This window comes from Auraticoccus cholistanensis (assembly GCF_009742705.1).
Taxonomy (GTDB): domain Bacteria; phylum Actinomycetota; class Actinomycetes; order Propionibacteriales; family Propionibacteriaceae; genus Auraticoccus; species Auraticoccus cholistanensis.
Genome location: NZ_WPCU01000010.1, coordinates 254,975 through 280,262, shown reverse-complemented (window position 1 = coordinate 280,262; position 25,288 = coordinate 254,975). Strand labels below are relative to the sequence as shown.

Annotated in this window: 21 protein-coding genes; 19 read left to right on the top strand and 2 right to left on the bottom strand. The window is 72.8% G+C overall.

The annotated features are described in order from the left end of the window. The first annotated feature begins 52 nt into the window (after positions 1-52). The 5 genes from GC722_RS14800 (at position 53) to GC722_RS14780 (ending at position 5,538) form a co-directional block, all read left to right on the top strand. The gene (locus tag GC722_RS14800) at positions 53-1,282 is read left to right on the top strand and encodes a branched-chain amino acid ABC transporter substrate-binding protein (protein ID WP_331714887.1); all 1,230 of its coding nucleotides are present in this window, start codon (positions 53-55) and stop codon (positions 1,280-1,282) included. A 75-nt stretch (positions 1,283-1,357) separates the two neighbouring features. Next, a complete protein-coding gene (locus GC722_RS14795; protein WP_156611441.1) occupies positions 1,358-2,308 on the top strand; it encodes a branched-chain amino acid ABC transporter permease in 951 nt (316 codons plus the stop codon). After that, complete coding sequence (locus GC722_RS14790) at positions 2,305-4,014, top strand: branched-chain amino acid ABC transporter permease (protein ID WP_156611439.1); 1,710 nt, start codon at positions 2,305-2,307, stop codon at positions 4,012-4,014. The genes GC722_RS14795 and GC722_RS14790 overlap by 4 nt, the downstream gene beginning before the upstream one ends. Then, on the top strand, positions 4,011-4,838 hold the full coding sequence (locus GC722_RS14785) for an ABC transporter ATP-binding protein (protein WP_331714886.1): 828 nt from the start codon (positions 4,011-4,013) through the stop codon (positions 4,836-4,838). The genes GC722_RS14790 and GC722_RS14785 overlap by 4 nt, the downstream gene beginning before the upstream one ends. After that, positions 4,831-5,538, top strand: a complete 708-nt coding sequence (locus GC722_RS14780; RefSeq protein ID WP_156611437.1) for an ABC transporter ATP-binding protein — start codon at positions 4,831-4,833, stop codon at positions 5,536-5,538. The genes GC722_RS14785 and GC722_RS14780 overlap by 8 nt, the downstream gene beginning before the upstream one ends. Positions 5,539-5,555: 17 nt before the next feature. On the opposite strand, the gene GC722_RS14775 is transcribed toward GC722_RS14780, so the two are convergent. Further along, the gene (locus tag GC722_RS14775) at positions 5,556-5,978 is read right to left on the bottom strand and encodes a PaaI family thioesterase (protein ID WP_331714885.1); all 423 of its coding nucleotides are present in this window, start codon (positions 5,976-5,978) and stop codon (positions 5,556-5,558) included. Positions 5,979-6,017: 39 nt separating this feature from the next. Between GC722_RS14775 and polA the strand changes: the two genes are divergently transcribed. From polA to GC722_RS19355, 3 genes are all read left to right on the top strand, one after another. Next, complete coding sequence (gene polA, locus GC722_RS14770) at positions 6,018-8,747, top strand: DNA polymerase I (protein ID WP_331714884.1); 2,730 nt, start codon at positions 6,018-6,020, stop codon at positions 8,745-8,747. 195 nt (positions 8,748-8,942) lie between these two features. After that, complete coding sequence (gene rpsA, locus GC722_RS14765) at positions 8,943-10,406, top strand: 30S ribosomal protein S1 (RefSeq protein WP_156611436.1); 1,464 nt, start codon at positions 8,943-8,945, stop codon at positions 10,404-10,406. A gap of 374 nt (positions 10,407-10,780) precedes the next feature. Then, the gene (locus tag GC722_RS19355; protein WP_156611434.1) at positions 10,781-11,914 is read left to right on the top strand and encodes a glycosyl hydrolase; all 1,134 of its coding nucleotides are present in this window, start codon (positions 10,781-10,783) and stop codon (positions 11,912-11,914) included. A gap of 32 nt (positions 11,915-11,946) precedes the next feature. Here the strand turns inward: GC722_RS19355 and GC722_RS14755 are convergent, their stop codons facing one another. Next, positions 11,947-13,098, bottom strand: a complete 1,152-nt coding sequence (locus GC722_RS14755) for a GNAT family N-acetyltransferase (protein ID WP_156611432.1) — start codon at positions 13,096-13,098, stop codon at positions 11,947-11,949. A 224-nt stretch (positions 13,099-13,322) separates the two neighbouring features. Between GC722_RS14755 and lhgO the strand changes: the two genes are divergently transcribed. The 11 genes from lhgO to GC722_RS14700 all read left to right on the top strand — a co-directional run bounded on the left by lhgO (position 13,323) and on the right by GC722_RS14700 (position 25,281). Next, on the top strand, positions 13,323-14,588 hold the full coding sequence (lhgO, locus tag GC722_RS14750; RefSeq protein ID WP_156611430.1) for an L-2-hydroxyglutarate oxidase: 1,266 nt from the start codon (positions 13,323-13,325) through the stop codon (positions 14,586-14,588). A gap of 41 nt (positions 14,589-14,629) precedes the next feature. Continuing rightward, positions 14,630-16,078: a sugar transferase gene (locus GC722_RS14745; protein ID WP_156611428.1), complete on the top strand. Its 1,449-nt coding sequence runs from the start codon at positions 14,630-14,632 to the stop codon at positions 16,076-16,078. 67 nt (positions 16,079-16,145) lie between these two features. Beyond that, positions 16,146-16,973, top strand: coding sequence for a glucose-1-phosphate cytidylyltransferase (locus GC722_RS14740; RefSeq protein WP_156611426.1), 828 nt, complete (start codon positions 16,146-16,148; stop codon positions 16,971-16,973). 52 nt (positions 16,974-17,025) lie between these two features. After that, positions 17,026-18,051 (top strand): NAD-dependent epimerase/dehydratase family protein, encoded by a 1,026-nt coding sequence (locus tag GC722_RS14735; protein ID WP_156611424.1) that lies wholly within the window; start codon positions 17,026-17,028, stop codon positions 18,049-18,051. Continuing rightward, positions 18,048-18,638 carry a dTDP-4-dehydrorhamnose 3,5-epimerase gene (gene rfbC, locus GC722_RS14730; RefSeq protein ID WP_197430187.1) on the top strand — a complete coding sequence of 197 codons (591 nt, stop codon included), beginning with the start codon at positions 18,048-18,050 and terminating at the stop codon, positions 18,636-18,638. Before GC722_RS14735 ends, rfbC begins: the two co-directional genes overlap by 4 nt. Beyond that, on the top strand, positions 18,635-19,942 hold the full coding sequence (locus GC722_RS14725; protein ID WP_197430186.1) for an NAD(P)H-dependent oxidoreductase: 1,308 nt from the start codon (positions 18,635-18,637) through the stop codon (positions 19,940-19,942). The genes rfbC and GC722_RS14725 overlap by 4 nt, the downstream gene beginning before the upstream one ends. A 17-nt stretch (positions 19,943-19,959) precedes the next feature. After that, positions 19,960-20,541, top strand: a complete 582-nt coding sequence (locus GC722_RS14720; protein ID WP_156611422.1) for a serine O-acetyltransferase — start codon at positions 19,960-19,962, stop codon at positions 20,539-20,541. Further along, positions 20,538-21,731, top strand: coding sequence for a YveK family protein (locus GC722_RS14715; RefSeq protein WP_156611420.1), 1,194 nt, complete (start codon positions 20,538-20,540; stop codon positions 21,729-21,731). The genes GC722_RS14720 and GC722_RS14715 overlap by 4 nt, the downstream gene beginning before the upstream one ends. Before the next feature lie 4 nt (positions 21,732-21,735). Beyond that, positions 21,736-22,980, top strand: a complete 1,245-nt coding sequence (locus GC722_RS14710) for a hypothetical protein (protein ID WP_156611418.1) — start codon at positions 21,736-21,738, stop codon at positions 22,978-22,980. Further along, the gene (locus GC722_RS14705) at positions 22,977-24,266 is read left to right on the top strand and encodes a glycosyltransferase (protein ID WP_156611416.1); all 1,290 of its coding nucleotides are present in this window, start codon (positions 22,977-22,979) and stop codon (positions 24,264-24,266) included. Before GC722_RS14710 ends, GC722_RS14705 begins: the two co-directional genes overlap by 4 nt. Continuing rightward, positions 24,256-25,281 carry a glycosyltransferase family 2 protein gene (locus GC722_RS14700; protein ID WP_156611414.1) on the top strand — a complete coding sequence of 342 codons (1,026 nt, stop codon included), beginning with the start codon at positions 24,256-24,258 and terminating at the stop codon, positions 25,279-25,281. Before GC722_RS14705 ends, GC722_RS14700 begins: the two co-directional genes overlap by 11 nt. The last annotated feature ends 7 nt before the right edge of the window (positions 25,282-25,288 follow it).

The window sequence follows — 25,288 nt, the reverse complement described above, 5'->3', positions numbered from 1 at the left end:
ACGATCCGCGGAGCGAGGCCTCCGCCGGTCGTGGCGAACACCAGGAGGAAGCGTGCGAAAGAACCGCATCGTGATCGCAGGGGCCACCCTGCTGGCGACGGCTATGGCCCTGACGGCGTGCGGCACGCGCGCCGAGGAGGGCGGCGGCGGCACCACCGGCGGCGGCGAGGAGACCAAGACGGCCGTGATCGGCGTCGTGGCCCCGCTCAGCGGTCCGCTGGCCCCGCTGGGGCTCGGCATCCGCAACTCGGTGCAGCTGGCCGTGGACCAGGCCAACGAGTCCGGCGCCATCCCCGGCTGGACGCTCGAGGTGCAGCCCGAGGACGACCAGGGCCAGCCGGACCCCGGCCGCAACGCCGCCACCTCGCTGTCCTCCGACGCCGACGTGGTCGGCGTGGTGGGTCCGCTGAACTCCTCGGTGGGGCAGGCCATCCAGCCCGTCTTCGACAGCGCCAGCATCGTCCAGGTCTCCCCGGCCAACACCGGCACCGCGCTGACCCAGGGCGCCGACCCGGCGAACCCGGAGCGGCCCTACGAGACCTACTTCCGCACCTGCACCACCGACGCCATCCAGGGCCCGTTCGCGGCGCGCTACCTGTACGAGACCGCCAAGGTCACCAAGGTGGCGACCGTCCACGACAAGAAGGCCTACGGCCAGGGCCTGGTCGAGGCGTTCTCGGCGGAGTTCGAGAGCCTGGGCGGTGAGATCGTCGCGGCCGAGACCATCAACCCCGACGACACCAACTTCTCCGCCGTCATCAGCGCCGTCGGCGACGCCGACCCCGAGGCCCTCTACTACGGCGGTGAGTACCCGCAGTCGGGTCCGCTCTCGCAGCAGATGAAGGCCGCCGGTCTGGACATCCCGCTGATGGGTGGCGACGGCATGTACGACCCGACCTACATCGAGCTGGCCGGTGAGGAGTCCGAGGGCGACCTGGCCACCTCGGTCGGCGCCCCCGCCGAGGAGCTGGAGTCCGCGCAGGCCTTCCTCGACGCCTACGAGGCCGCCGGGTTCGCCGAGCCGTACGCCGCCTACGGCCCGTACTCCTACGACGCCGCCCAGGCCGTGATCGAGGCCCTGAAGGTGTCGCTGCCCCAGGCCGAGACGGCCGAGGACGCCCGCCAGGCCACGGTCGAGGCCATGGCCGGCGTCTCCTTCGAGGGCGCCACCGGTCCGGTGGCCTTCGACGAGTTCGGTGACAACACCACCCGCGTGCTGACCGCCTACAAGGTCGAGGGCGGGGAGTGGGTGGCCGACCAGACCGACGAGTTCGAGGACTGATCCCACCCGGCCCAGGTCAACCTCCGACGGGGCAGGCGTTCCGCGCCTGCCCCGTCGCACGCCAGAAGGGTTCGCATGGACGTCACCCTCTTCCTCCAGCAGCTGGTCAACGGACTCACCCTGGGCTCGCTGTTCGCGCTCATCGCCGTCGGCTACACCGTCGTCTACGGCATCATCCAGCTCATCAACTTCGCCCACGGCGAGATCTTCATGGTCGGCGCCTTCGGGGCGCTGTCCACCTGGATCGTCATCGGCCGCGCGCAGATCACCGCCTGGTGGATGCTGCCGCTGATGATCCTCGGCGCGATGGGCGTGGCGGTGCTCACCGCCCTGGTGATGGAGCGGCTGGCCTACCGGCCGCTGCGCAACGCACCCCGGCTGGCCCCGCTGATCACCGCGATCGGCATCTCGGTCTTCCTGCAGGAGGTCGTCCGGCTCTTCTACGGGCTCATCCCGGGCTTCCCCGACGCCAAGGCACCGGTGCCCTTCCCGGCGGTGCAGGGCGTCAGCGGGGGAGCGCTCGACCTCGGCGGCGTGGTGCTGCAGCGGGCGGCCATCTTCACCCTGGTCGCGCTGGTGGTCAGCTGGACCTTCCTCTACTTCTTCGTCAACCGGACCCGGATCGGGCGCGCCATGCAGGCCACCTCGCAGGACCCCGACACCGCCCGGCTGATGGGCATCGACGTGGACCGGATCATCATGGTCGCCTTCGCCCTCGGGGCCGCGCTGGCAGCTCTGGCCGGCATCGCCCACGGCCTGCAGTACACCAACATCGACTTCCGGATGGGCTTCCTCGCCGGCCTCAAGGCCTTCACCGCCGCGGTGCTGGGCGGCATCGGCAACATCAACGGTGCCGTCGTGGGTGGGCTGCTGCTCGGCCTGGTCGAGGTGATGGCCACCGCCTACATCCCCGGCACCTTCGGCGGCTCCGCCTGGAAGGACGTCTGGGCGTTCGCCCTGCTGATCCTGGTGCTGGTATTCAGGCCGCAGGGTCTGCTGGGCGCCAAGGTGGTGGACCGGGCATGAGGCTCAACCCCGTCACCCCCGAGCTGCAGCAGCGCCACCGGCGCACCGGCTGGCTGCTGGCGCTGGTCGGCGCGGTGCTGCTCATCGGCTCGCCCTACCTGCCCTGGGCCTGGTCCGACGACGCCCTGGACGACATGACCTACCTGTTCGGGCCCTCGCCGACGCAGTTCCTCGGCCTGGCGCTCGGCGCGGTGCTGCTGGTCTGCCTGCTCGCGCCCCGGCTGCTCGCCCGCGTGCTCGCCGGACGCCGGGCCCGCTGGTTCGCCTTCGCCGACGGGGCCAAGGCGGCGGCGCTCGGCGCCCTGGTCTTCGTGGCCGTCGTGGTGGTCGGCATCGCCGTCGAGCTCGGCGGTCTGGTCAACGTCCGCTACGGCGGCTGGATCGCGCTGGTCGCCGCGCTGCTGGCCGTGGCCGGCACGATGCTGCTGCCCCGCGACCGGCCGGCCACGCTGGGCGGGGTCCGCTCGCCGGGCTGGCTGGTCATCTCGACCATCGCCGTGGTCATGCTGGTGACCCTGCTGCTGGTGGCCTACGCGCTCGACGAGGACGACCCGGTCATCTTCGTGGCGCTGCTCGCCTTCGTCGCCGGGGTGGTGGCCGTGCTGCTGAAGCTCGGCGTCGGCCCCTGGTTCTCCAGCCAGACCGCACGCCACCGCGGCGTGCTCGTCGCCTCCGCCTTCCTGGTCGCCTTCGCCTTCCCGTTCACCCAGGACGGCTCGGAGGCGAACATGTCGATCGCCACCCAGGTGCTGATCTTCGCCGCCACCGCGCTCGGGCTGAACATCGTCGTCGGGCTGGCCGGTCTCCTCGACCTGGGCTACATCGCCTTCCTGGGCGCCGGCGCCTTCGTGGCGGCCATCCTGTCCGGCTCGGCGTTCAGCGCCGTCGGGTGGAACCCGCCCTTCATCGTCACCGTGCTGATCAGCGGGGTGGTGGCCTCGCTGCTCGGGCTCATCATCGGCTCGCCCACGCTGCGGGTGTCGGGGGACTACCTGGCCATCGTCACGCTGGCGTTCGGGGAGATCTTCCGGCTGGTGATGATCAACCTCGACGGCTCCGACGGCCCCGACCTGACCAACGGCTCCAACGGCATCCCGGGGGTCCCCGACCTCGACCTGCTGGGCTTCGACTTCGGCGAGCCCCACGTGCTGCTGGGCGTCGAGATCGGCCGTTTCGCCAACTACTACTTCCTGCTGCTGCTGGTGATCGCCCTCATCATGGTGGTCTTCGCGAACCTGAACCGCAGCCGCATCGGCCGCGGCTGGGTGGCCATCCGCGAGGACGAGAAGGCGGCCGAGGCGATGGGGGTCAACGTCTTCGGGCTCAAGCTGTTCGCCTTCGCCGGCGGTGCGTTCCTGGCCGGGGTGGCCGGTGCCGTCCGGGCCCACCACGACATCTCCGTCACCCCCGACCAGTACATCTTCCTGGAGTCGGCGTTCCTGCTGGCGGCCGTGGTGCTGGGCGGCATGGGCACCATCGTCGGGGTGCTGCTGGGCGCCGTGCTGCTGCGGCTGATGCCGGAGAAGCTGCGCTTCGTCGACGAGTACCGGCTGCTGATCTTCGGCGCCCTGCTGGTGCTGATGATGCGGTTCCGGCCGGAGGGCCTGGTGGCCAGCCGGCGGCGGCAGCTGGAGTTCCACGAGGACGACGAGGAGCTGGCCGACAAGGTCGACCCGACCGTGACGAGGGCGGAGGGAGCCCGGTGAGCACCGAGCAGCACGAGGTCCAGTTCGCCACCGCCCCCGAGGGTGCGGTGCTGCTGGAGGCCCGCGGGGTGACCATGCGCTTCGGCGGCCTGCTGGCGGTGAACGCGGTGGACATGAGCGTCCGCAGCGGCGAGATCGTCGGTCTCATCGGCCCCAACGGCGCCGGCAAGACCACCTTCTTCAACTGCCTGACCGGGCTCTACCGGCCGACCGGCGGGCAGGTCTCCTTCGCCGGGCGCCCGCTGCCGCCGCGGCCGCGCAAGGTCGTCCAGGCCGGCATGGCGCGCACCTTCCAGAACATCCGGCTGTTCCAGAACATGACCGCCCTGGAGAACGTCATGGTCGGGCGCTACTGCCGGACCTCGGCGGGCCCGCTGACGTCCATCGTGCGCGGCCCCAAGTTCCGCCGCGAGGAGGCGGCCACCCGGGCCCGGGCGCAGGAGCTGCTCGGCTTCGTCGGCATCCCCGAGGCGGGGGAGTCGCTGGCCCGCAACCTCTCCTACGGCGACCAGCGCCGGCTCGAGATCGCCCGGGCGCTGGCCACCGACCCGCAGCTGCTGCTGCTCGACGAGCCCACGGCGGGCATGAACCCGCAGGAGACCCGCCAGGCCGAGGAGCTGATCTTCCGGATCCGCGACTCCGGGCTGGCGGTGGTGGTCATCGAGCACGACATGCGCTTCATCTTCAACCTGTGCGACCGGGTGCTCTGCCTGGTGCAGGGCGAGGTGCTGGTGCAGGGCACCCCGGAGCAGGTGCAGTCCGACCCGCGGGTCATCGAGGCCTACATCGGGACCAGCGACGAGGGGGAGACCGGCGATGCTTGAGGTCAAGGACCTGGTGGTCTCCTACGGCCGGGTCCGGGCGGTGAAGCGCATCAGCTTCACGGTGCCGGAGGGGTCGGTGGTGTCGCTGCTCGGCACCAACGGCGCCGGCAAGACCACCACGCTGCGCACCATCTCGGGCCTGCACCGACCCGAGTCGGGGGAGATCTGGTTCGACGGGCGGCGGATCGACTCCGTCCCGGCCCACCGCATCGTGCAGCGCGGGCTGGCGCACTCCCCGGAGGGCCGCCGGATCTTCCCCCGGCTGACCGTGCGGGACAACCTGATGCTGGGCGCCTTCGCCCGCACCGACCGGGGCAGCGCGAGCGCGGACCTGCAGCGGGCCTACGACCTCTTCCCGATCCTGCACGAGCGCCGCAACCAGCCGGCCGGCACGTTCTCCGGCGGCGAGCAGCAGATGCTGGCCATCGGCCGGGCGCTGATGAGCCGGCCCCGGATGCTGATGCTCGACGAGCCGTCGATGGGGCTGAGCCCGCTGATGACCAAGCGGATCATGAGCACCATCGCCGAGCTGAAGTCCGAGGGCGTCACCATCCTGCTGGTCGAGCAGAACGCCCAGGCGGCGCTCACCCTGGCCGACCACGGCTACGTGCTCGAGGTGGGCAGCATCGCCTTCGACGACACCGGGGCGAACCTGCTCTCCGACGACCGGGTGCGCCGGGCCTACCTCGGCGAGGACTGAGCCGGCCGGGTGGCGGGTCAGCGCCGGGGCGGCACCAGCGAGCAGGTCAGCCGGGCCGTGCAGAGCCGCTGCCCGTCGTCGCCGGTGAGCACCACCTCGTAGCTGGCCAGCGTGCGGCCCAGCCGCAGCGCGGTGGCGGTGCCGGTCACCCACCCCTCGCGGGCGGAGCGGTGGTGGGTGGCGTTGAGGTCCACGCCGACCGCCACCAGGTCCAGGGTGAGCGCGTGGGCGTGCGCGGCCAGCGACCCCAGCGACTCGGCCAGCACGCACGAGGCGCCGCCGTGCCAGAGCCCGAACGGCTGGGTGTTGCCGGCCACCGGGGCCCGCCCCACCGCCCGCTCGGGGGACACCTCGAGCAGCTCCAGGCCGAGCTTGGCGTCCAGCGGGCTGACGGCCGAGGCCGTCCACTCGGGCAGGGGTCGGGGAGCGGCAGCAGTCACGCCCCGCACTCTGTCAGAGCCGGACGCTAGAGTCGCGACGTGGTCACGACGAACTCGCCCGCTCCCGCAGCCGACGCCGAACGGCCCCGCCTGCTGCTGATCGACGGGCACTCGATGGCCTACCGCGCCTTCTTCGCCCTCCCGGTCGAGAACTTCTCCACCGTCACCGGCCAGCACACCAACGCGGTGTTCGGGTTCACCTCGATGCTGATCAACGTGCTGCGCGACGAGCGGCCCACCCACGTGGCGGTCGCCTTCGACGTCTCCCGCACCACCTTCCGCACCGAGCTGTACACCGACTACAAGGCCAACCGCAGCACCTCGCCCAACGAGTTCAAGGGTCAGGTCGGTCTGGTCAAGGAGGTCCTGGACGCGCTCAACATCGTCCACGTCGAGCTCGAGGGCTGGGAGGCCGACGACATCATCGGCACCCTGGCCACCCAGGCGCAGGCCGCCGGCATGGACGTGCTGATCTGCACCGGCGACCGCGACGCCCTCCAGCTCGCCAGCGAGCGGGTCACCATCCTCTACGCCCGGCGCGGGGTGTCCGACCTGGCACGGATGACCCCGGCCGCGGTCGAGGAGAAGTACCTGGTGCCGCCGGCCCGCTACCCCGAGCTGGCCGCCCTGGTCGGTGAGAGCAGCGACAACCTGCCCGGCGTCCCGGGGGTCGGCCCGAAGACGGCGGCCAAGTGGATCACCCTCTACGACGGCCTCGAGAACGTCCTCGACCGCGCCCACGAGATCAAGGGCAAGGCGGGGGAGTCGCTGCGCGAGCACGCCGCCAGCGTCCGGCTCAACCGCCAGGTCAACGCCCTGGTGCGCGACCTGGAGCTGCCGGTCACCCTGGAGGAGCTGACGCGCCGGCAGTGGAACCGCGAGGCCACCCACCAGCTCTTCGACTCCCTGGAGTTCCGGGTGCTGCGCGACCGGCTGCTCGAGACCCTCCCGCAGGAGGAGGCCGAGCCCGAGGGCGGTTTCGAGGTGGCGGGCGAGGTGCTCGCCGAGGGTGCCCTGCCGGGCTGGCTGGCCGAGCACGCCTCCGGCAAGCGCACCGGGCTCGACGTGGTCGGGCACTGGGGGGCGGGCACCGGCGACGTCCGCGGGCTGGCCATCGCCTCGGTCGACGGTGCGGCCTGCTGGCTGGACGTCGCGGCGCTGGCCCCCGACGACGAGCAGGCGCTGGTGGCCTGGCTCGCCGACCCCGAGCAGGCCGTCACGCTGCACGACGCCAAGGGACCGCTGCTGGCCATCTGGTCCCGCGGCTGGGAGCTCGCCCGGCTGGAGTCCGACACCCAGCTGGCGGCCTACCTGCTGCGCCCCGACCAGCGCAGCTTCGACCTCGCCGACCTGTGCGTGCGCCACCTCAAGCGCGAGCTGCGCATCGACGTCGAGCCCGACAGCCCGCAGGACACGCTCGACTTCTCCGAGGCCGGCGACGACACCTCCGGCGCCGACGCCGCCGTCAACGCCTCGATGGTGCGGGCCCGTGCGGTGATCGACCTCGCCGAGGTGCTCGACGAGGAGCTGGCCCGCCGCGACTCGGTGGGGCTGCTGCGCGACGTCGAGCTGCCGCTGCTGCGCACCCTGGCCGGCATGGAGCGCACCGGGATCGCGGTGGACGTCGGCTACCTGGAGTCCCTGGAGTCGGAGTTCGACACCGCCGTGCGCACCGCCCAGCAGGCGGCCTACGACGTCCTGGGCAAGGAGATCAACCTCGGCTCGCCCAAGCAGCTGCAGGTGGTGCTCTTCGACGAGCTGGGCATGCCCAAGACCCGCCGCACCCGGACCGGCTGGACGACCGACGCCGACGCCCTGCAGGGGCTCTACGCCCGCACCGAGCACCCCTTCCTGGCCCACCTGCTGGCCCACCGCGACGCCATCCGGCTGCGCCAGACCGTGGAGGGCCTGCTCAAGTCGGTCGCCGACGACGGCCGCATCCACACCACCTACCTGCAGACGATCGCCGCCACCGGGCGGCTGTCGAGCACCGACCCCAACCTGCAGAACATCCCGATCCGCACCGAGGAGGGCCGGCGGATCCGCCGCGCCTTCGTGGTGGGCGAGGACTACGAGTCGCTGCTGACGGCCGACTACTCCCAGATCGAGATGCGGATCATGGCCCACGTCTCCGCCGACGAGGGGCTGATCGAGGCCTTCCGCAGCGGCGAGGACTTCCACACCGTCACCGCGTCGCGGGTGTTCGGGGTGCCGCCCGAGGGCGTCGGGCCCGAGGAGCGGGCCAAGATCAAGGCGATGAACTACGGCCTGGCCTACGGCCTGAGCGCCTACGGCCTCAGCCAGCAGCTGGGGATCGACACCGGCGAGGCCAAGGGCCTGATGGAGGAGTACTTCGAGCGCTTCGGCGGCGTGCGCGACTACCTGCAGGGCGTGGTGGCCCAGGCCCGGCGCACCGAGTACACCGAGACGCTGCTGGGCCGGCGCCGCTACCTGCCCGACCTGATGAGCTCCAACCGCCAGCGCCGCGAGATGGCTGAGCGGATGGCCCTCAACGCGCCCATCCAGGGCTCGGCCGCCGACATCATCAAGGTGGCGATGCTCAACGTGGAGCGGGCGCTGGCGGCCGAGGGGCTGCGCAGCCGGATGCTGCTGCAGGTGCACGACGAGCTGGTGCTCGAGGTGGCGCCCGGCGAGCAGCAGGCGCTGGAGGAGCTGGTCCGCACCCAGATGGGACGCGCGATGGAGCTGTCGGTCCCGCTCGACGTCTCGGTCGGTTCGGGCCGGTCCTGGTTCGAGGCGGCGCACTGACCCCGGCCGGCGGGTGGGGTTTGCCCACTCCCCGCGACCGCGGGTAGGCTGTGCGGGCGCTGTGTCCTGCGTGCCCTCGTACCGAGTGGGGCGCGCACGCCGCCGTCGGGGCCCGCTCCACCGTTGGGCGTCCCCACGACGCGTAGCCGGGCCGGCACACGATCGCTACGCAGTCCACAATCGGAGCCCTACTACATGACGTCCTCCCTCGAGGCACCCCCGCAGGTCGCTGTCGACGACTTCGGGTCCCCGGAAGCTTTCCTGGCGGCCATCGACGCCACCATCAAGTACTTCAACGACGGTGACATCGTCCAAGGCACCGTCGTCAAGGTCGACCGTGACGAGGTCCTCCTCGACATCGGCTACAAGACCGAGGGGGTCATCCCCTCCAAGGAGCTCTCCATCAAGCACGACGTCGACCCCTTCGAGGTCGTCAGCGTCGGCGACGAGATCGAGGCCCTCGTCCAGCAGAAGGAGGACAAGGAGGGTCGCCTGATCCTGTCCAAGAAGCGCGCCCAGTACGAGCGCGCCTGGGGCACGATCGAGAAGATCAAGGAGGAGGACGGCGTGGTCACCGGCCACGTCATCGAGGTCGTCAAGGGTGGTCTGATCATCGACATCGGCCTGCGCGGGTTCCTGCCCGCCTCGCTGGTCGAGATGCGCCGGGTCCGCGACCTGCAGCCCTACGTGGGCCAGGAGCTCGAGGCCAAGATCATCGAGCTGGACAAGAACCGCAACAACGTCGTGCTGTCGCGTCGTGCGTGGCTCGAGCAGACCCAGTCCGAGGTCCGCCAGAACTTCCTCACCCAGCTGCAGAAGGGCCAGATCCGCAAGGGTGTCGTGTCCTCGATCGTCAACTTCGGCGCCTTCGTCGACCTGGGTGGCGTGGACGGTCTGGTGCACGTCTCCGAGCTGTCCTGGAAGCACATCGACCACCCGAGCGAGGTCGTCGAGGTGGGCACCGAGGTCACCGTCGAGGTGCTGGACGTCGACCTCGACCGCGAGCGCGTCTCGCTGTCGCTGAAGGCCACCCAGGAGGACCCGTGGCAGGCCTTCGCCCGGCTGCACCAGATCGGGCAGATCGTGCCCGGCAAGGTCACCAAGCTGGTGCCGTTCGGTGCCTTCGTCCGCGTCGAGGAGGGCATCGAGGGTCTGGTGCACGTCTCGGAGCTGGCCGAGCGCCACGTCGAGATCCCCGAGCAGGTCGTCAGCGTCAACGACGAGGTCATGGTCAAGATCATCGACATCGACCTCGAGCGTCGCCGCATCTCGCTGTCGCTGAAGCAGGCGAACGAGAGCATCGACGTCAACGCCGAGGACTTCGACCCGACCCTGTACGGCATGGCCGCCAGCTACGACGAGCAGGGCAACTACCTCTACCCCGAGGGCTTCGACCCCGAGACCCAGGAGTGGAAGGAAGGCTACGAGGAGCAGCGGCTCGCGTGGGAGCAGCAGTACGCCGAGGCCCACGCCCGCTGGGAGGCGCACAAGCGCCAGGTGGAGGAGGCCGAGAACGCCGACGTCCAGGCGTCCGCCGCGCCGCAGACCTCCTACTCCTCGGCCGGCTCCAGCTCGGCTGACGAGGACACCGACGGTGGCGCGCTGGCCTCCGACGAGGCTCTCCAGGCCCTGCGCCAGAAGCTGACCGGCGGCGCCTGAGCGCTCCCGGTACGCACCTGACGAGGTCCCCTCCGCCCGGCGGAGGGGACCTCGTCCGCGTCCGGGCCCCTGACGGCCACCGCGCCCGGGCTGCACGTCGCCGTCGCCGGCCGGCCGCAGCGCGGTTCGTCCCGACCCTGTCCGAGCGCCGGCGAGCCGGGGTAGATTGACCATCCTGGCGACGGGCTCCGTCGGGGGATCGGCCTGCGCCAGGTGACTCGGGGAGCCACGACGATGCCGGTGCGACCAGTGCCCCGGCCGCCAAGCAGGGTCGGCGGCCTCCCGCGTCATGTCGTCCCAGGTCCCCCGCGCTGGTGTCCCGCGAGGACCCCGGTGCGAGCTGCTGGCCCACCACGAGACGACGGAGCACGAGCGTGCCTGAGACACCCCACGCCCACCACCCGCGCACGTCCCGACCGCGCCGCGCCCGGCGGCCACGCCGCCGGCGGGTCTGGGTCGGGGGAGTGCTGCTGCTGACCCTGCTGGTCGGCGTCTGCACCTCCCTCGTCCTGCCGCCGCAGGACGACCTGGAGCGGGCGGCCCTGGAGCCGGTGCCCTCCGCCGTCCCGCCGTCGCGGGAACGGGCGCTGGACCTGCTCGGCACCCCCCGCTCCGGCGGACGCTGGCACTCCGGCGTCTGGGCCGGCGGCGACGTGGCCTCCGGCGAGCGCGTCGAGGCCTTCGGCAAGTGGCGGGGGACCCGCGTGGACGCGGTCACCATGTACCCGGCCTACCGGACCTGGGAGGAGATCGCCGGCTCCACCTGGCACATCGACACCTTCGACAGCACACCCGCGGTGCTGGTCTACGGCCTGCCGATGCTCCCCTCGCAGGACGAGGGCAGCTTCCGCTCCGTGGTGGCCGGGGAGCACGACCGGGTCTACCGCAAGGTCGCCCAGGACCTGCTCGACCGCGGCCGCGGGACGTCGGTCGTGCGCATCGGCTGGGAGGCCAACGGCGCCTGGTTCCCCTGGAACGCCACCGCCCAGGACGCGGTGGAGTACCGGGCGGCCTTCCGCCACGTCGTGCGGGTGCTCTGGTCGGTGGCGCCGGACCTGGTCATCGACTTCGACGTCGCCTGCGGGACCACGCTGCGGGGGCAGGACTCCCGCACCGACACCCTGGAGCTGCTCTACCCCGGCGACGACGTCGTCGACGTGGTCGGCTGCGACACCTTCGACTGGTACCACACGGTCACCGTGGACGACGCGAGCTGGGCCGCCACGCAGCGTCCCGCCGACGCGGTGGGGATCGCCGACGTGGCCGACTTCGCGCGCGCCCACGGCAAGGGCATGACGGTGCCGGAGTGGGGGCTGGCGAGCCCCCAGGAGCAGGGCAGGGGCGACAACCCCCTGCTGATGCAGCGCATGCGCGGGTTCTTCGAGGACAACGCCGACGTGCTGGTGCTGGAGAGCTACTTCAACGAACCCGACACCAGCCTGGCCAACAGCATCTGGGACCCCGTCCAGCACCCCCGGGCCTCGCAGGTCTACGCCGACCTCTGGTGAGGGCGGGCCGGCCGGCCGGGGCCTGTCCGGGGTCAGCCCCGGCGGGCCATCGCGTCGGTGTGGCGGACCTCGGTGAGCGCCTGCCCGGCCGCGTAGAGCGCGTAGCGCCACAGCAGCGAACGCGACCCCACCCCGACGGCGAAGTCGTCGTGGACGCTGATCCGCTCGCTCCAGCGGCGCTTGGCCAGGTTGGGTCCGGGGGACAGGTTCACCCACCGGTCGCCCTGCTCGCACGCGGCACGGAAGGCGTGCTCCTGCAGGTGCGTCACCGCCCCGAGCTCCCAGACGTCGGCCCGCATCCCCGAGGAGTGCACGTACAGCGTCTGCGGCGCGTGCAGCACCAGCTGGACGGCGACGACCTCACCCCCCAGGTGCAGCTCCCACAGCCGCGCCCGGCCGGCCCGACCCAGCGCCGGCAGCAGCTCGCGCATCATCCGCCGCCGGACCGGGTCGGCGAAGGCGTCCGGGTGCACGGCCGTCCCCGACAGGTCGGCGCGGGCCCGGTGCAGCCCGAGGAAGCGGTCCACCGCCGCCACGTCGATGTCCTCGCAGAGCTGGCGGACCTCGACCTCGCCGCCGTGCCTGGCCAGCCGGTTGCGCGAGCGCCGCAGGCTCTCCTTGACGTTGCGCTTCAGCCCCCGCAGCGTCTGCTCCCACGACCCGTCGAGCTCGAGCACCACGCAGGCCCGCGCCCGCTGGTGGCGGAAGAAGGCCGAGCGGTCGGTGCCGTGGTCGATCCACTGCGGCTCGAACCAGCCCTGACCGTCGGCCACGGTGAGCTCGGTCCAGCTCCCCGCCGCGCGCGGGTCGTCGGTGTCGCGCAGCCACTCGACCACGCTGCGCAGCACCTCCCGCTCGCAGCCGGGCGCGCAGAGCACCTGCGGCAGCTCCAGCAGCGACCCGCCCTGCCCGGCGCCGGCCAGCTGCAGCCGGCGGGCGAGCAGCAGCCCCTTGACGCGGAGGTCGCCGCGGAAGAACGGGGCGATCCCGACCAGCTGCTCCCCCTCCCGCACGGCCAGCAGCAGCTGCGCGTCGGCGTCAGGGGCGAAGTGGCGGTACCAGGTGGTGCTCCACTCCGGCGAGGTGAACGGGTTCGCCGGACCGCGCTGGCTCTCGTGCAGCCGCTCCCAGGCGGCGAGGTCGTGGTCGCCCAGCTGGGCCACGGACAGCACCTCGGTGTGCATACGACCCGTCCTCTCGTCTCGGCGGGCCAGAGTCTAGGAGCCGGGGGGCGCATCTGCCCGGGATTCGCCGGACGCCTTCGCAGAACCGCACGAGCTCGCAGGAACTTTTCCAAGTCCGCATGCGCACCACCGTCGCTGTTGTAACGTCAGCGCCGGCGGGGCCCTCGGAGGCACCGCCGCTGGGCCGGCGAACGGGGGATTCGCTGGCCCGTCTCGGGGGAGACATGTCACGCAAGATCTACGACGTCGTCGTGGTCGGAGCCGGGATCCTGGGCCTCGCCACCGCACGCGAAATCCACGCTCGCCAGCCGGGGCTGTCGCTGGCCGTCCTGGAGAAGGAGCCGGCTGTGGGCCGGCACCAGAGCGGCCACAACAGCGGGGTGCTGCACGCCGGGGTGTACTACGCCCCGGGGTCGCTCAAGGCGCGGCTGTGCGTCCAGGGCAAGGTGCTCATGGAGCGCTTCGCCGAGGAGCACGGCATCGCCGTCGACCGCTGCGGCAAGCTCGTCATCGCGGTCCGCGAGGACGAGCTGCCCCGGCTGGAGGAGCTGGAGCGGCGCGCCCGGGCCAACGGGGTGCCCGGGGTGCGGATGCTCGGCCCGCGCGAGCTGCGCGAGGTGGAGCCGCACGCCACCGGGCTGCGGGCCCTCTACAGCCCGGGGACGGGGATCATCGACTTCAGCGCCGTCACCCGCGCCATGGCCGAGGAGCTGGTGCAGGACGACGTCGAGCTGCACCACGGCGCCGAGGTGCGGGCCATCCGCTCCGGCGGCGACCACACCGTGGTCGAGACCTCCGCGGGTGAGTTCGCCACCCGTCGGGTGATCAGCTGCGCCGGTCTGCACGCGGACCGGGTGGCGCGGATGGACGGCGAGCCGGAGGTGGCCACGATGCCCTTCCGCGGCGACTACTACACCCTGGTGCCCGAGGCCCGGCGGCTCTGCCGGGGGCTGATCTACCCGGTCCCGGACCCGTCGCTGCCGTTCCTCGGCGTGCACTTCACCAAGCGGCACGACGGCGAGGTGTGGGCGGGCCCCAACGCGGTGCTGGCCACCCGGCGCGAGGGCTACCGCCGCTCGGACGTGGACCTGCGCGACCTGTGGGAGACGGTCCGCCACCCCGGCTTCGTCCCGCTGGCGCGCCGCTGGTGGCGCACCGGGGCGCAGGAGGTCTGGCGCGACGTGGTCAAGGCCGCCTTCGTGCGCGACCTCAGGGCGTACGTGCCGGAGATCCGCTCCGACCAGCTCGTGTTCGGGCCCTCCGGGGTGCGCGCCCAGGCGGTGGCCGCGGACGGCCGGCTGGTGGACGACTTCACCTTCGCCACCACGCCGACCAGCCTCCACGTGCTGAACGCGCCGAGCCCGGCGGCCACGGCGTCGCTGGCGATCGCCGGCCACGTCGTCGACACCGCCGAGGCCGCGCTCGGGCTCGCCGAGCTGCGCAGCACGCCGGGGTCCCGGCAGACAGGGCCGCGCCGGGCGCACGGCTAGCAGTCGACCTACTCGTCACAGCTTGGATCGGGGGATCAAGCATGGCACTTCAGGAACGGGTCAGCTACCGCGTCACAGGTCAGCCGCAGAGGCGGCTCAAGATCGAGTGGCCGTGGACGCTGAGCAAGCGGCACATGGACCCGGGGCCCACCCGGGGAGCGTGGTGGACGCCCGTGCTGCGCGACGGCACGCGTCCGGTCTTCCTGCTCGCCGACGCGGCGGGCTGCGCGCTGGCGGCGGTCGCCACCCAGACCGGGTGGTGGTCGGCGGCGGCGTTCAGCACGCTGCTGCTGGTGCTCTTCGCCTCGGTGCGGCTGTACCGCTCGCGGCTCGCGCTGTCGGTGCTGGACGACCTGCCGCGGATCACGCAGACCTGGCTGGTCGCGCTGGCCCTGCTGCTGATCGGCTCCACGCTGCTGCGGGGCGGGTTCACCGGCCTCGACTACGCCGCGCTCTGCCTGGCCGGGGTGGTGCTGATGCGGTCGGCCGCCTACGGGCTGGTCCGGCTGCTGCGACGCCGCCGGGTGGTGGCCCACGCCACCGTGGTGGTCGGCACCGACACGACGGGCCAGGCCATCCTGGGCCGGCTGGACCGCAACCCGCAGACCGGGCTGCTGCCGCTCGGGTTCCTCGACGACCTCGCCGAGCCGGCGACGGGGCTGCCGGCTCCGCTGCTGGGCGGCATCGGCGAGGTCAACCGGGTGCTGCAGGAGAACGAGGTCCGGGCGCTGGTCATCGCGCACGGCCACCTGCCCGAGTCCCAGCTGATCACCATGATCCGCGCCTGCCACCGCCACCACTGCGAGCTGTTCGTGCTGCCGCGGCTGTACGAGGTGACGCAGGTCGGGGCCGACATGGACTTCGTCGGCGAGATGCCGCTGGTCCGGCTGCGGCGGGCCGCCTACCGCAGCTGGGCCTGGCGGGCCAAGCGGCTGCTCGACGTGGTGGTGTCCGCCACCGCGCTGGTGCTGCTGGCCCCGGTGATGGCGGTGCTGGCCCTGGCCGTCCGGCTCGAGGGCGGGCCCGGCGTCATCTTCCGCCAGGAGCGGGTCGGCGTCGACGGTCGCCGCTTCGACGTCCTCAAGTTCCGCTCGCTGCGACCGGTCGACGAGACGGAGTCCCAGACGCAGTGGAACATCTCCCACGACGACCGGCTGGGTCCCGTCGGCCGGCTGATCCGCAAGACCTCGCTCGACGAGCTGCCGCAGCTGTGGAACGTGCTGCGCGGCGACATGAGCCTGGTCGGCCCGCGGCCGGAGCGGCCCCACTTCGTCGCCGAGTTCGACCGTCTCTACGTCGGCTACCAGGCCCGTCACCGGGTGCCCTGCGGGCTCACCGGGTGGGCCCAGGTCCACGGGCTGCGCGGGGACACCTCCATCGCCGACCGGGCCGCCTACGACAACTTCTACATCGAGAACTGGTCGCTCTGGCTCGACCTCAAGATCCTGCTGCTGACGGTCGTGGCGGTCTTCACCGACCCCGGTTCCTGAGCAGCCCGTGCCCACCACCACTCCGCACCAGACCGCACCCGACCACACCACGAAGGAAGAACCAGCCATGAGCACTGCCACCCCTCCCGCCTTCGACCCGGCGGACATCCCGGTCGTGATCCTCTGCGGAGGCATGGGAACCCGACTGCGCGAGGCCAGCGAGAAGCTGCCCAAGCCGCTGGTCGACGTCGGCGGGAAGCCGATCCTCTGGCACGTGATGAAGACCTACAGCCACTACGGCTTCCGCCGCTTCGTGCTGTGCCTGGGCTACAAGGGAGACCAGATCCGGCGCTACTTCCTGGAGTACCGCGAGCGGGTCAAGGACTTCACCCTCGACCTGGCCGCGGACCAGCCGCCCACCTGGCACGGCGAGGCGGAGGGCGCCGAGGACTGGCAGATCACCTTCGCCGAGACCGGTCTGCTGACCGGCACCGCCGGTCGCGTCCGCCGGGTCGCGCCGTACCTGGACCGCGACCTCTTCCTGCTCACCTACGGCGACGGCATCGGCGCGGTGGACATCCGCGGCCTGGTCGAGCAGCACCTGGCCTCGGGCCGGCTGGCCACCGTGACCGGCGTCCACCCCAGCAGCCGCTACGGCGAGATGCACGTCTCCGGCGAGCAGGTGATGGAGTTCAACGAGAAGCCCACCCTCGCCACCGGCTGGGTCAGCGGCGGGTTCTTCGCCTTCGACCGGCTGGTCATCGACAAGTACCTCGACGACGACGACTCGATGATGCTCGAGAAGCGGCCGCTGCAGACCATCGCCTCCGACGGCGAGCTCGGCGTGTTCAAGCACGAGGGCTTCTGGATGGGCATGGACACCTTCCGCGACTGGACCGAGCTCAACGCCCTGTGGGACGGCGGGAACCCGCCGTGGAAGGTCTGGCAGGACTGACCGCCCCACGCTCACGCCGCACCGCACACGACAACCAAGGACGAAGGAACCCATGAAGGTACTGGTCACCGGCGTCGAGGGCTACCTCGGCTGCCTGCTCACCCCCGAGCTGGTCCGCGACGGCCACGAGGTGGTCGGCGTGGACACCGGCTTCTACAAGTCCGGCTGGCTCTGGAACGGGCTGGCGCGCACCCCGTACACCCTGGTCGAGGACATCCGCACCCTCACCGCCGAGCACCTGGAGGGCGTGGAGGCGGTCGTGCACATGGCCGAGCTCTCCAACGACCCGCTGGGCCAGCTCTCGCCGACGATCACCTACGAGATCAACCACCAGGGCTCGCTGCACCTGGCCCGGCTGGCCAAGCAGGCCGGCATCGAGCGCTTCGTCTACATGTCCTCCTGCAGCGTGTACGGGGTGGCCGAGGGCGAGGTCGACGAGACCTCGCCGGTGAACCCGCAGACCGCCTACGCCGAGTGCAAGACGATGGTCGAGCGCGACCTGACGGCGATGGCCGACGACGACTTCTCGCCGACGTTCCTGCGCAACGCCACCGCCTTCGGCGCCTCGCCCCGGATGCGCTTCGACATCGTGCTCAACAACCTCTCGGGGCTGGCCTGGACGACGCGCCGCATCGCCATGGTCAGCGACGGCTCCCCGTGGCGTCCGCTGGTGCACGCCCTCGACATCGGCCAGGCGATCCGGCGGGTGCTCCAGGCGCCGCGCGACATCGTCCACAACGAGGTCTTCAACGTCGGGTCCAGCGAGCAGAACTACCGGGTCCGCGACATCGCCGAGATCGTCCGGGCCGAGTTCGGCGACTGCGAGCTCAGCTTCGGCGAGAACGGCGGGGACAACCGGAGCTACCGGGTGTCCTTCGAGAAGATCGCGAACAAGCTGCCGGGCTTCGCCTGCGAGTGGGACGCCGTGCGCGGCGCCCGCCAGCTGCACGAGGTGTTCGCCCGCATCCAGCTCGACAGCGAGACCTTCACCGGCCGGGGACACACCCGCCTGCTGCAGCTGCAGCACCTCATCGACACCGGTCAGCTCGACGACAAGCTCTTCTGGAGGGTCCCGTGAAGATCAGCACCACCGCCATCGACGGCGTCGCCGTCATCGACCTCGAGCGCCGCGAGGACGACCGCGGCTTCTTCGCGCGGACGTTCTGCGCCGAGGAGTTCGCCGCCGCCGGCCTCGAGCCGGTCGTCGACCAGTGCAACCTCTCCGGCAACCACCGCGCCGGCACCCTGCGCGGGATGCACCTGCAGGTGGCCCCGCACCCGGAGACCAAGCTGGTCCGCTGCGTCCGCGGCGCGGTGCTCGACGTCATCGTCGACCTGCGTCCCGACTCGCCGACCCGGCTCCAGCACGTCGCCGTCGAGCTCAGCGCCGACAACCGGCGCGCCCTCTACGTGCCGGCGTACTTCGCCCACGCCTACCTGACCCTGGTCGACGACACCGAGGTGATGTACCAGGTGACGGGTCGCTACGAGCCCAGCGCCGAGCGGGGCCTGCGCCACGACGACCCCGCGCTGGGCATCGAGTGGCCGCTGCCCGTCACCACCATCAGCGCCAAGGACGCCTCGTGGCCGCTGCTGACGGGGGCCGAGGCCGTGCCGGGGCCGCTGGCGCGCACCGGGGCGCAGCTGCAGGAGGTCGGCCGGTGATCCTCGTCGACAGCGCGCTGCAGCAGCGCCAGGCGCAGGGACGACCCGTCCGGGTCGCCCTGGTGGGTGCCGGCTTCATGGGTCGCGGGGTGGCACGTCAGATCGTGCACAGCACGCCCGGCATGGAGCTGGTCGCCGTGGTGAACCGCCACCTCGAGGGTGCCGAGCGGGCCTACCGCGAGGTCGGTGTCACCGACGCGCGCCACGCCCGCGACCGGGCCGAGGTGGAGCGGGTGCTGGCCTCCGGCGGCCACGTCGTCACCGAGAGCTGGGCCGCGGTCTGCGAGGCCGACGGGGTCGACGCCGTGGTCGAGGCCACCGGGGCCGTGGAGTACGGCTGCCACGTCGTCGTCTCGGCCATCGAGCACGGCAAGCACGTGGTCCTCATGAACGCCGAGGTGGACGCCACCGTCGGCCCCGTGCTGGCGGCCATGGCCCGCGAGCGGGGCGTGGTCTACACCGGCTGCGACGGCGACCAGCCCGGGGTGCAGATGAACCTGGTGCGCTTCGTCCGCGGCATCGGGCTCACCCCGCTGCTGTGCGGCAACGTCAAGGGGCTGCAGGACCGCTTCCGCAACCCGACCACCCAGCAGGGCTTCGCCGAGCGCTGGGGCCAGGACCCGCGGATGGTGACCAGCTTCGCCGACGGCACGAAGATCTCGGTGGAGCAGGCCACCGTGGCCAACGCCACCGGGATGACGGTGGAGCGCCGCGGCATGCGCGGCGCCGACCACGCCGGCCACGTCGACGAGCTCGTCGACCACTACGACGTCGACGAGCTGCGCTCCTCGGGAGGGTTCGTCGACTACGTGGTGGGCAGCCGGCCCGGGCCCGGCGTCTTCGTGCTGGCCACCTCCGACGACTCGCGGCAGCGGCACTACCTGGAGCTCTACAAGCTGGGCAAGGGCCCGCTGTACAGCTTCTACACCCCGTACCACCTCTGCCACTTCGAGGTGCCGACCACGGTGGCGCGTGCGGTCCTGTTCGGCGACGCCACCATCGTCCCGCTCGGGGCGCCGACGGTCGAGGTGATCACCCGGGCCAAGCGGGACCTGCCGGCCGGTGCGGTGCTGGACGGCCTGGGCGGCTACGACAGCTACGGCGAGGCGGAGCGGGCCGACGTCACCGCCGACCAGCGGCTGCTGCCGATGGGGGTCGCCGAGGGCTGCCGGCTGCTGCGCGACGTGGCCCGCGACGAGGTCATCGGCTACGACGACGTCGAGCTGCCGCCCGGCCGGCTGGTCGACGAGCTGAGGGCCCAGCAGGCGACGCAGCTGCCCGCGGCCGGCCTGGCGGCGGTCTGATCCAGGTGGTCGCGACGATGACGGGGACGAGCCAGCCGTGGCACCAGCTGGTGCGCGAGGACCTGGTGGCCATGTTCGAGGGCCACGAGGTCACCGCCGCCCGCCTGGCCGCCCGGCTGGCCGTCCACCCGCGGTACCGCGCCGCCGTGTACTGGCGGGTGGCGCAGGCCGCGCTGCGTCACCGGCCCACCCGGGCCCTCGCGCTGCTGCTCACCGCCCGCGTGCTCTCGGCGACGGGGGCCGAGCTGCAGCCCGGCGCGCGGATCGGGGGCGGCGTGGTGCTCAAGCACACCACCGGCCTGGTGGTCGGCGGCGAGGTGCAGGCCGGTGAGCGGCTGGTGCTGCACCAGAACGTCACCCTGGGCGACCGCCGGCCCTACGGGGGGCAGCCCCGCATCGGGGACGACGTGACCGTGGGCGCCGGCGCCTGCGTCCTCGGCCCCGTCTCCATCGGCAACCGCGTCCAGGTCGCCGCCAACTCCGTCGTGCTCACCGACGTCGACGACGACTGCGTGGTGGCCGGCGCCCCAGCCCGGGTGGTCAAGCGCCGGGGCGAACCCGTGTCCAGCAACGCCGAGCCCTATCGAGGACGTCCATGACCATCACCTCAGCCCCCACCACCGCCGTCCGCGACGCGGGTGGTTCCGCCGCCCGGCACGTCGCGCCCTGGCCCGGCTCCTCGCCGGGGCTGGTGCTGCAGACCGTCCGCCGCTGGTTCTGGCTGCCGCTGGGCCTCGGCCTGGCCGGCGCGCTGATCGGCGGCGGGATCGGCACGGACGCCCGTCCCACGGCCGAGACCCTGCTCGTCGTGCAGGCCAGCAGCCAGGACAGCACCAACCGGGCCCGTGTCGTCGAGACCGCCGTCCGCGAGCTCAGCGCGCCGGGCATCTACGAACGGGCCGGCCAGGACATCGGCGCCGACCCCGCCGAGCTCCGGTCGCGCACCCGGGTGTCGTCCACCGCCACCTCCGACGTCATCTCGGTGACGGTCACCGCCGACGACCCGACGCAGGCGGTGCGGGAGTCGGCGGCCGTGGCCCGGGCCGGTGTCGAGCTCCGCGCCGAGCGGACCGAGATCCAGCTGCAGCAGCTCGCCCAGGACACCCGCCAGCTGATGGACCAGTCCGACTGGGGCGTGGAGGACCTGCAGGCGGAACGGGCCCGCGTCGAGCAGCTCGGGCTGTCGCTCGCCGCCAGCCAGAGCTACCTGGTGGCCAACTCCGAGGAGCTGGTGGTCATCCAGGAGAGCGAGCCGGCCGAGAGCCTGGTCAGCCGGCTCACCCTGGCGGCGCTGAGCGGGCTCGGCGGGGTGCTGCTGGGCGTGGGGGCCAGCCTCTTCCTGGGCACGCGGGTGGGTCGCGTCGGGTCGTTGCGCCGGCTGCGGCGCATGTTCCCCAACCTGCCGGCGCTGCGCACCGAGGACCTGGCGCCCACCGTGGCCATGGAGGGCACCGCGATCCGCACCGTGCTGGTCACCCGGATCGGGTCGGTGCCGCTGTGGCAGGCCTGCCGCCTCGTCTCCGACACGCTCCGCGAGGCGGGGCACCCGGTGCGGCGGACGACCAACATCGTCCACGCGCTCACGGCCGACCAGACGTCCCGTCCGCCGCAGGGCGGCATCGACGTCGTCAGCAGCCGGCTGACCCCCACGGTGATCCGCCGGGTCGCCCGGGACCCGCACGTGCTGCTGCTGGTCGCGGTCGACCCGCGGACGGTCCGGCTGGAGTGGCTGGACCGCAGCCTGCACACGCTGGGGGAGCGGGCCTACTTCCTCGTCGACAACGGGTGACGAGGTGCGCACCGCCACCGGCCGCAGCCTCGCCCGACGGCAGGCCATCTGGATCGCCACCCTGTTCGCGGCCAACTTCTGCCTGCAGCGCTTCTCGCTGCCCGGGCTCGCCATCCCGGTCACGCTGCCGCTGACCATGCTCTGGGTGGGGGCCGGCCTGTGGGCGGGGATCCTCGAGCTCAACGTGACCCGGCTGCGGCTGTGGCTGGTGGCGGCGGCGGCCAGCGCCCTGGTGGCCATCCCGCAGGTGGCGCTGCTGGACTTCCCGCTCATCAGCGTCACCAGCTGGGGGCTGTGGGTGGTGATCTGGCTGCCGGTGGTGGTGCAGCTGCGCGACCGCTCGGTCCGGGCGGTGCGCGCCGCGCTGTCCGCGGTCGCCGACGTCGGGGTCGCCCTCGGGGCGGTGGCGGTGCTCTTCACGCTGTCGCAGGTCGCCGGGCTGCCGTACCGGGACTACCTGGGCGAGCTCGTGCCGAGCCAGTACCTGGTGCCCCTCTACGTCACCAGCTACCCGATCAGCTACGGCTCGCCGATCTACAAGGCCAACGGCTGGCTGGCGCTGGAACCCTCGTTCCTGTCGTTCATGCTCGGGGTCGCCGCCATCGCCGCCATCGCCTCCTCCCAGCGCCAGCTCAAGCTGCTGGTGATCGCGCTCGGGCTGGTGTGCACGGCGGCCGGGTCGGGGATCGCGCTGCTGGCGGTGTTCGTCGTGGTCAGCGTGCTCCGCGGGGACCTCGTCCGGCTCGCCCGCTACCTGCCGATCGCGGCCGTCACGGGCGTGGCCCTGGCCACCACGGCGGTGGGGGCGTCGGTGCTGTCCCGGATCGGCGAGGGTCGCCAGGAGCGGTCCTCGCTCTCGCTGCGGGCCGTCGAGCCCTACCAGCACCTGCTGCCGGTCTGGCTGCAGGACCCGTGGGTGGTGCTGTTCGGACGCGGTGCCGGCTCCTCGCAGCGGGTGGTCAGCGACCTCAGCATCAACGGGCTGCTGGTCCCCACCCCCGCCAAGCTGCTCTTCGACTACGGGCTGGTCGCCGGGGCGCTGCTGCTGGCGCTCGTCGTCGTGGCGCACCTGCGTTCCCCGGTGCCGGCGCTGGGCGCGGCTCTGGTGGTGTCGCTGCTCGGGCTGCAGGGCGCCTCGCAGCCGCTGGTGCTGTGCTCGCTGCTGACCGTGACCCTGCTGGCCCCGGCCGCGCCGCTGGGACGGGCTCCCGCTCCACAGGTCCTCCGCGAGATGGCGGGGACCCGGTGAGCGCCGTGCGCCGTGGCCGCTGGCTGGTCGTCGCCGGCTCCCCGTTCCTGCCCGCCCAGGACGGCGGCGAGCGCGAGCACCTCGGCTTCGTGCGGGCGGCGGTCGACACCGGCCGGATGGCCGGCCTGGTGGTCCCGGTCGACCCCGACCCCGCTGCCGTCGGGCGCGAGGACGACCTGGACGCGATCCGCGAGCTCGTGGCGCCGGCACCGCTGTTCACCACCGGGCGCCGCCGGGGCCTGGTCTCGGCCCTGCACCCGCGGACGCCCTACGTGGTCGCCTCCCGCCCCTGCCCGCCGGACCTGCTGCCGCGGGTGCGGGCACAGGTCCCCGACGCCGACGGCGTGGTCGTCTTCGCGCACAAGTCGACCGCCATCGGACGGGTGCTCGCCGAGGGGCTCGGGCTCCCGGCAGTGCTGCGGCAGCACAACCTCGAGGGTCCGTACCACCGGGCGCTGGCTGCCGCCGCCCGGCCGCCGCGGTCGTGGGCGGTGGCGCTCGAGGCGCTGCGGATCGACCGCGACGAGCGACGGCTGGAGCACAGCAGCTGGTTGCGGGGGATCGCCGACATCGCCGCCGACGACGCGCGGACCCGGGCGAGCCGCTCCGCGGTCCCGGTGCGCCACGTCCCCACCTTTGCGCTCGGCGCCGGCGACCTGGTCACCGACCGCCCGTGGGCGCCGGCGGGGGAGCCGGTCGTGGTCTTCGTCGGCTCCCTGCAGGTCGGCACCAACCACGACGCCCTCGCCTGGTTCGCCGAGCACGTCTGGCCCCGGGTGCGCGAGGAGCTGCCGACGGCCCGCTGGCAGGTGGTCGGCCGCGCTCCGACCGACGCGGTGCGAGCCCTCGTGGCCCGGACGCCGGGGGCGGAGCTCCACCCCGACGTCCCCGACCCGGGGGTCTACCTGCGCCGCGCCGCGGTCGCGGTGAACCCGAGCGTGTCGGGGTCGGGGGTCAACATCAAGGTCGTGGAGTACCTGGCCACGGGCATCCCCGTGGTCAGCACGGTGCGGGGGCAGGCCGGCCTCGGCACCACCCCCGGCCGCGACCTGCGGGCCAGCGACGACCCGGGCGAGTTCGCCCACCACGTCCTGGCCCTGCTGCGCTCGCCGGGGCTCGCGCGCGAGCTGGGCGCAGCCGGCCGGGCCGCCGCCCTGCGGCTGCTCGACGTCGGACCCGGCCTGGACGTCCTGGACGAGCTGCTGCACCCGGCGCCGGCCGTGCCGGCCGCCACCACCCACCACCGAGCCGGGGCGACCCGGGAAGGCAGTCGAGATGATTCCTGAGATCAGCATCCTCATGCCCACCCTCAACGAGGAGAAGAGCGTCGCCGCCGCGGTCCGCTCGGCGCTGCAGCAGGAGGGCGTCGACGTGGAGGTGCTCGTCGTCGACGGCGGCTCGGTGGACCGCACCCGCGAGATCGTCGCCGAGATCGCGGCCGAGGACCCCCGGGTGAGGCTGCTCGACAACCCGCGCTCCATCATCCCCGCCGCCCTCAACATCGGGCTGGCGGCCGCGTCGGGGGAGTTCGTGGCCCGGCTCGACGCCCACTGCTCCATCTCGCACGACTACCTGCGCCGAGGGGTCGACCGGCTCCGCTCCGACCCCGCCATGGCCTCCGTGGGGGGCTGCCGCACCGGCGTGGGGCGCGGCCCCGTCGGCCGCGCCATCGCGCTGGTGCTCTCCAGCCCCGCGGCCATCGGCGACTCCATCAACCACTTCGCCGTCACCGCCCAGCTCACCGACCACGCCTCGCAGGCGGTCACCCGGACCGCGGCGGCGCGGGCGGTCGGCGGCTGGGACGAGCAGCTGCTGGTCAACGAGGACGTGGACTTCGACCACCGGCTGATCCGTGCCGGCCACCGCATCGGCTACGACCCGCAGATGCGCGTCTCGTGGGAGGTCCGCGAGACGCTGCCGGCGCTGGCGCGCCAGTACCGGCGCTACGGCCGCGGCAAGGGGCTGATGACCCGCAAGAACGGCGTGGGGGCGCTGCGGGCCCGGCACCTGGTCCCCCCGGCGGCCGTCGTGGGCGGTGCCGGCGTGCTGCTCGCGGGGCTGCGCCGCCCCGCGCTGTGGCTGCTGGTGGCGCCCTACCTGCTGCTGGTGCTGGCCGCGAGCGTGCAGTGCTGGCGGCGGCGTCCTCGCGGCGAGCAGGTCTCGGCGCTGAGCCTGGTCCTGGGGTTCGTGGTGGTCCACGGCTGCTGGGGCCTCGGGTTCCTCGAGGGGGCCCTGCTGGGCCGCCAGCCCGTGGCCGCGAGCGGCGACGCGCGGGCGCGCCGCTCGGTCACCGCCGGCTGAGCACGGC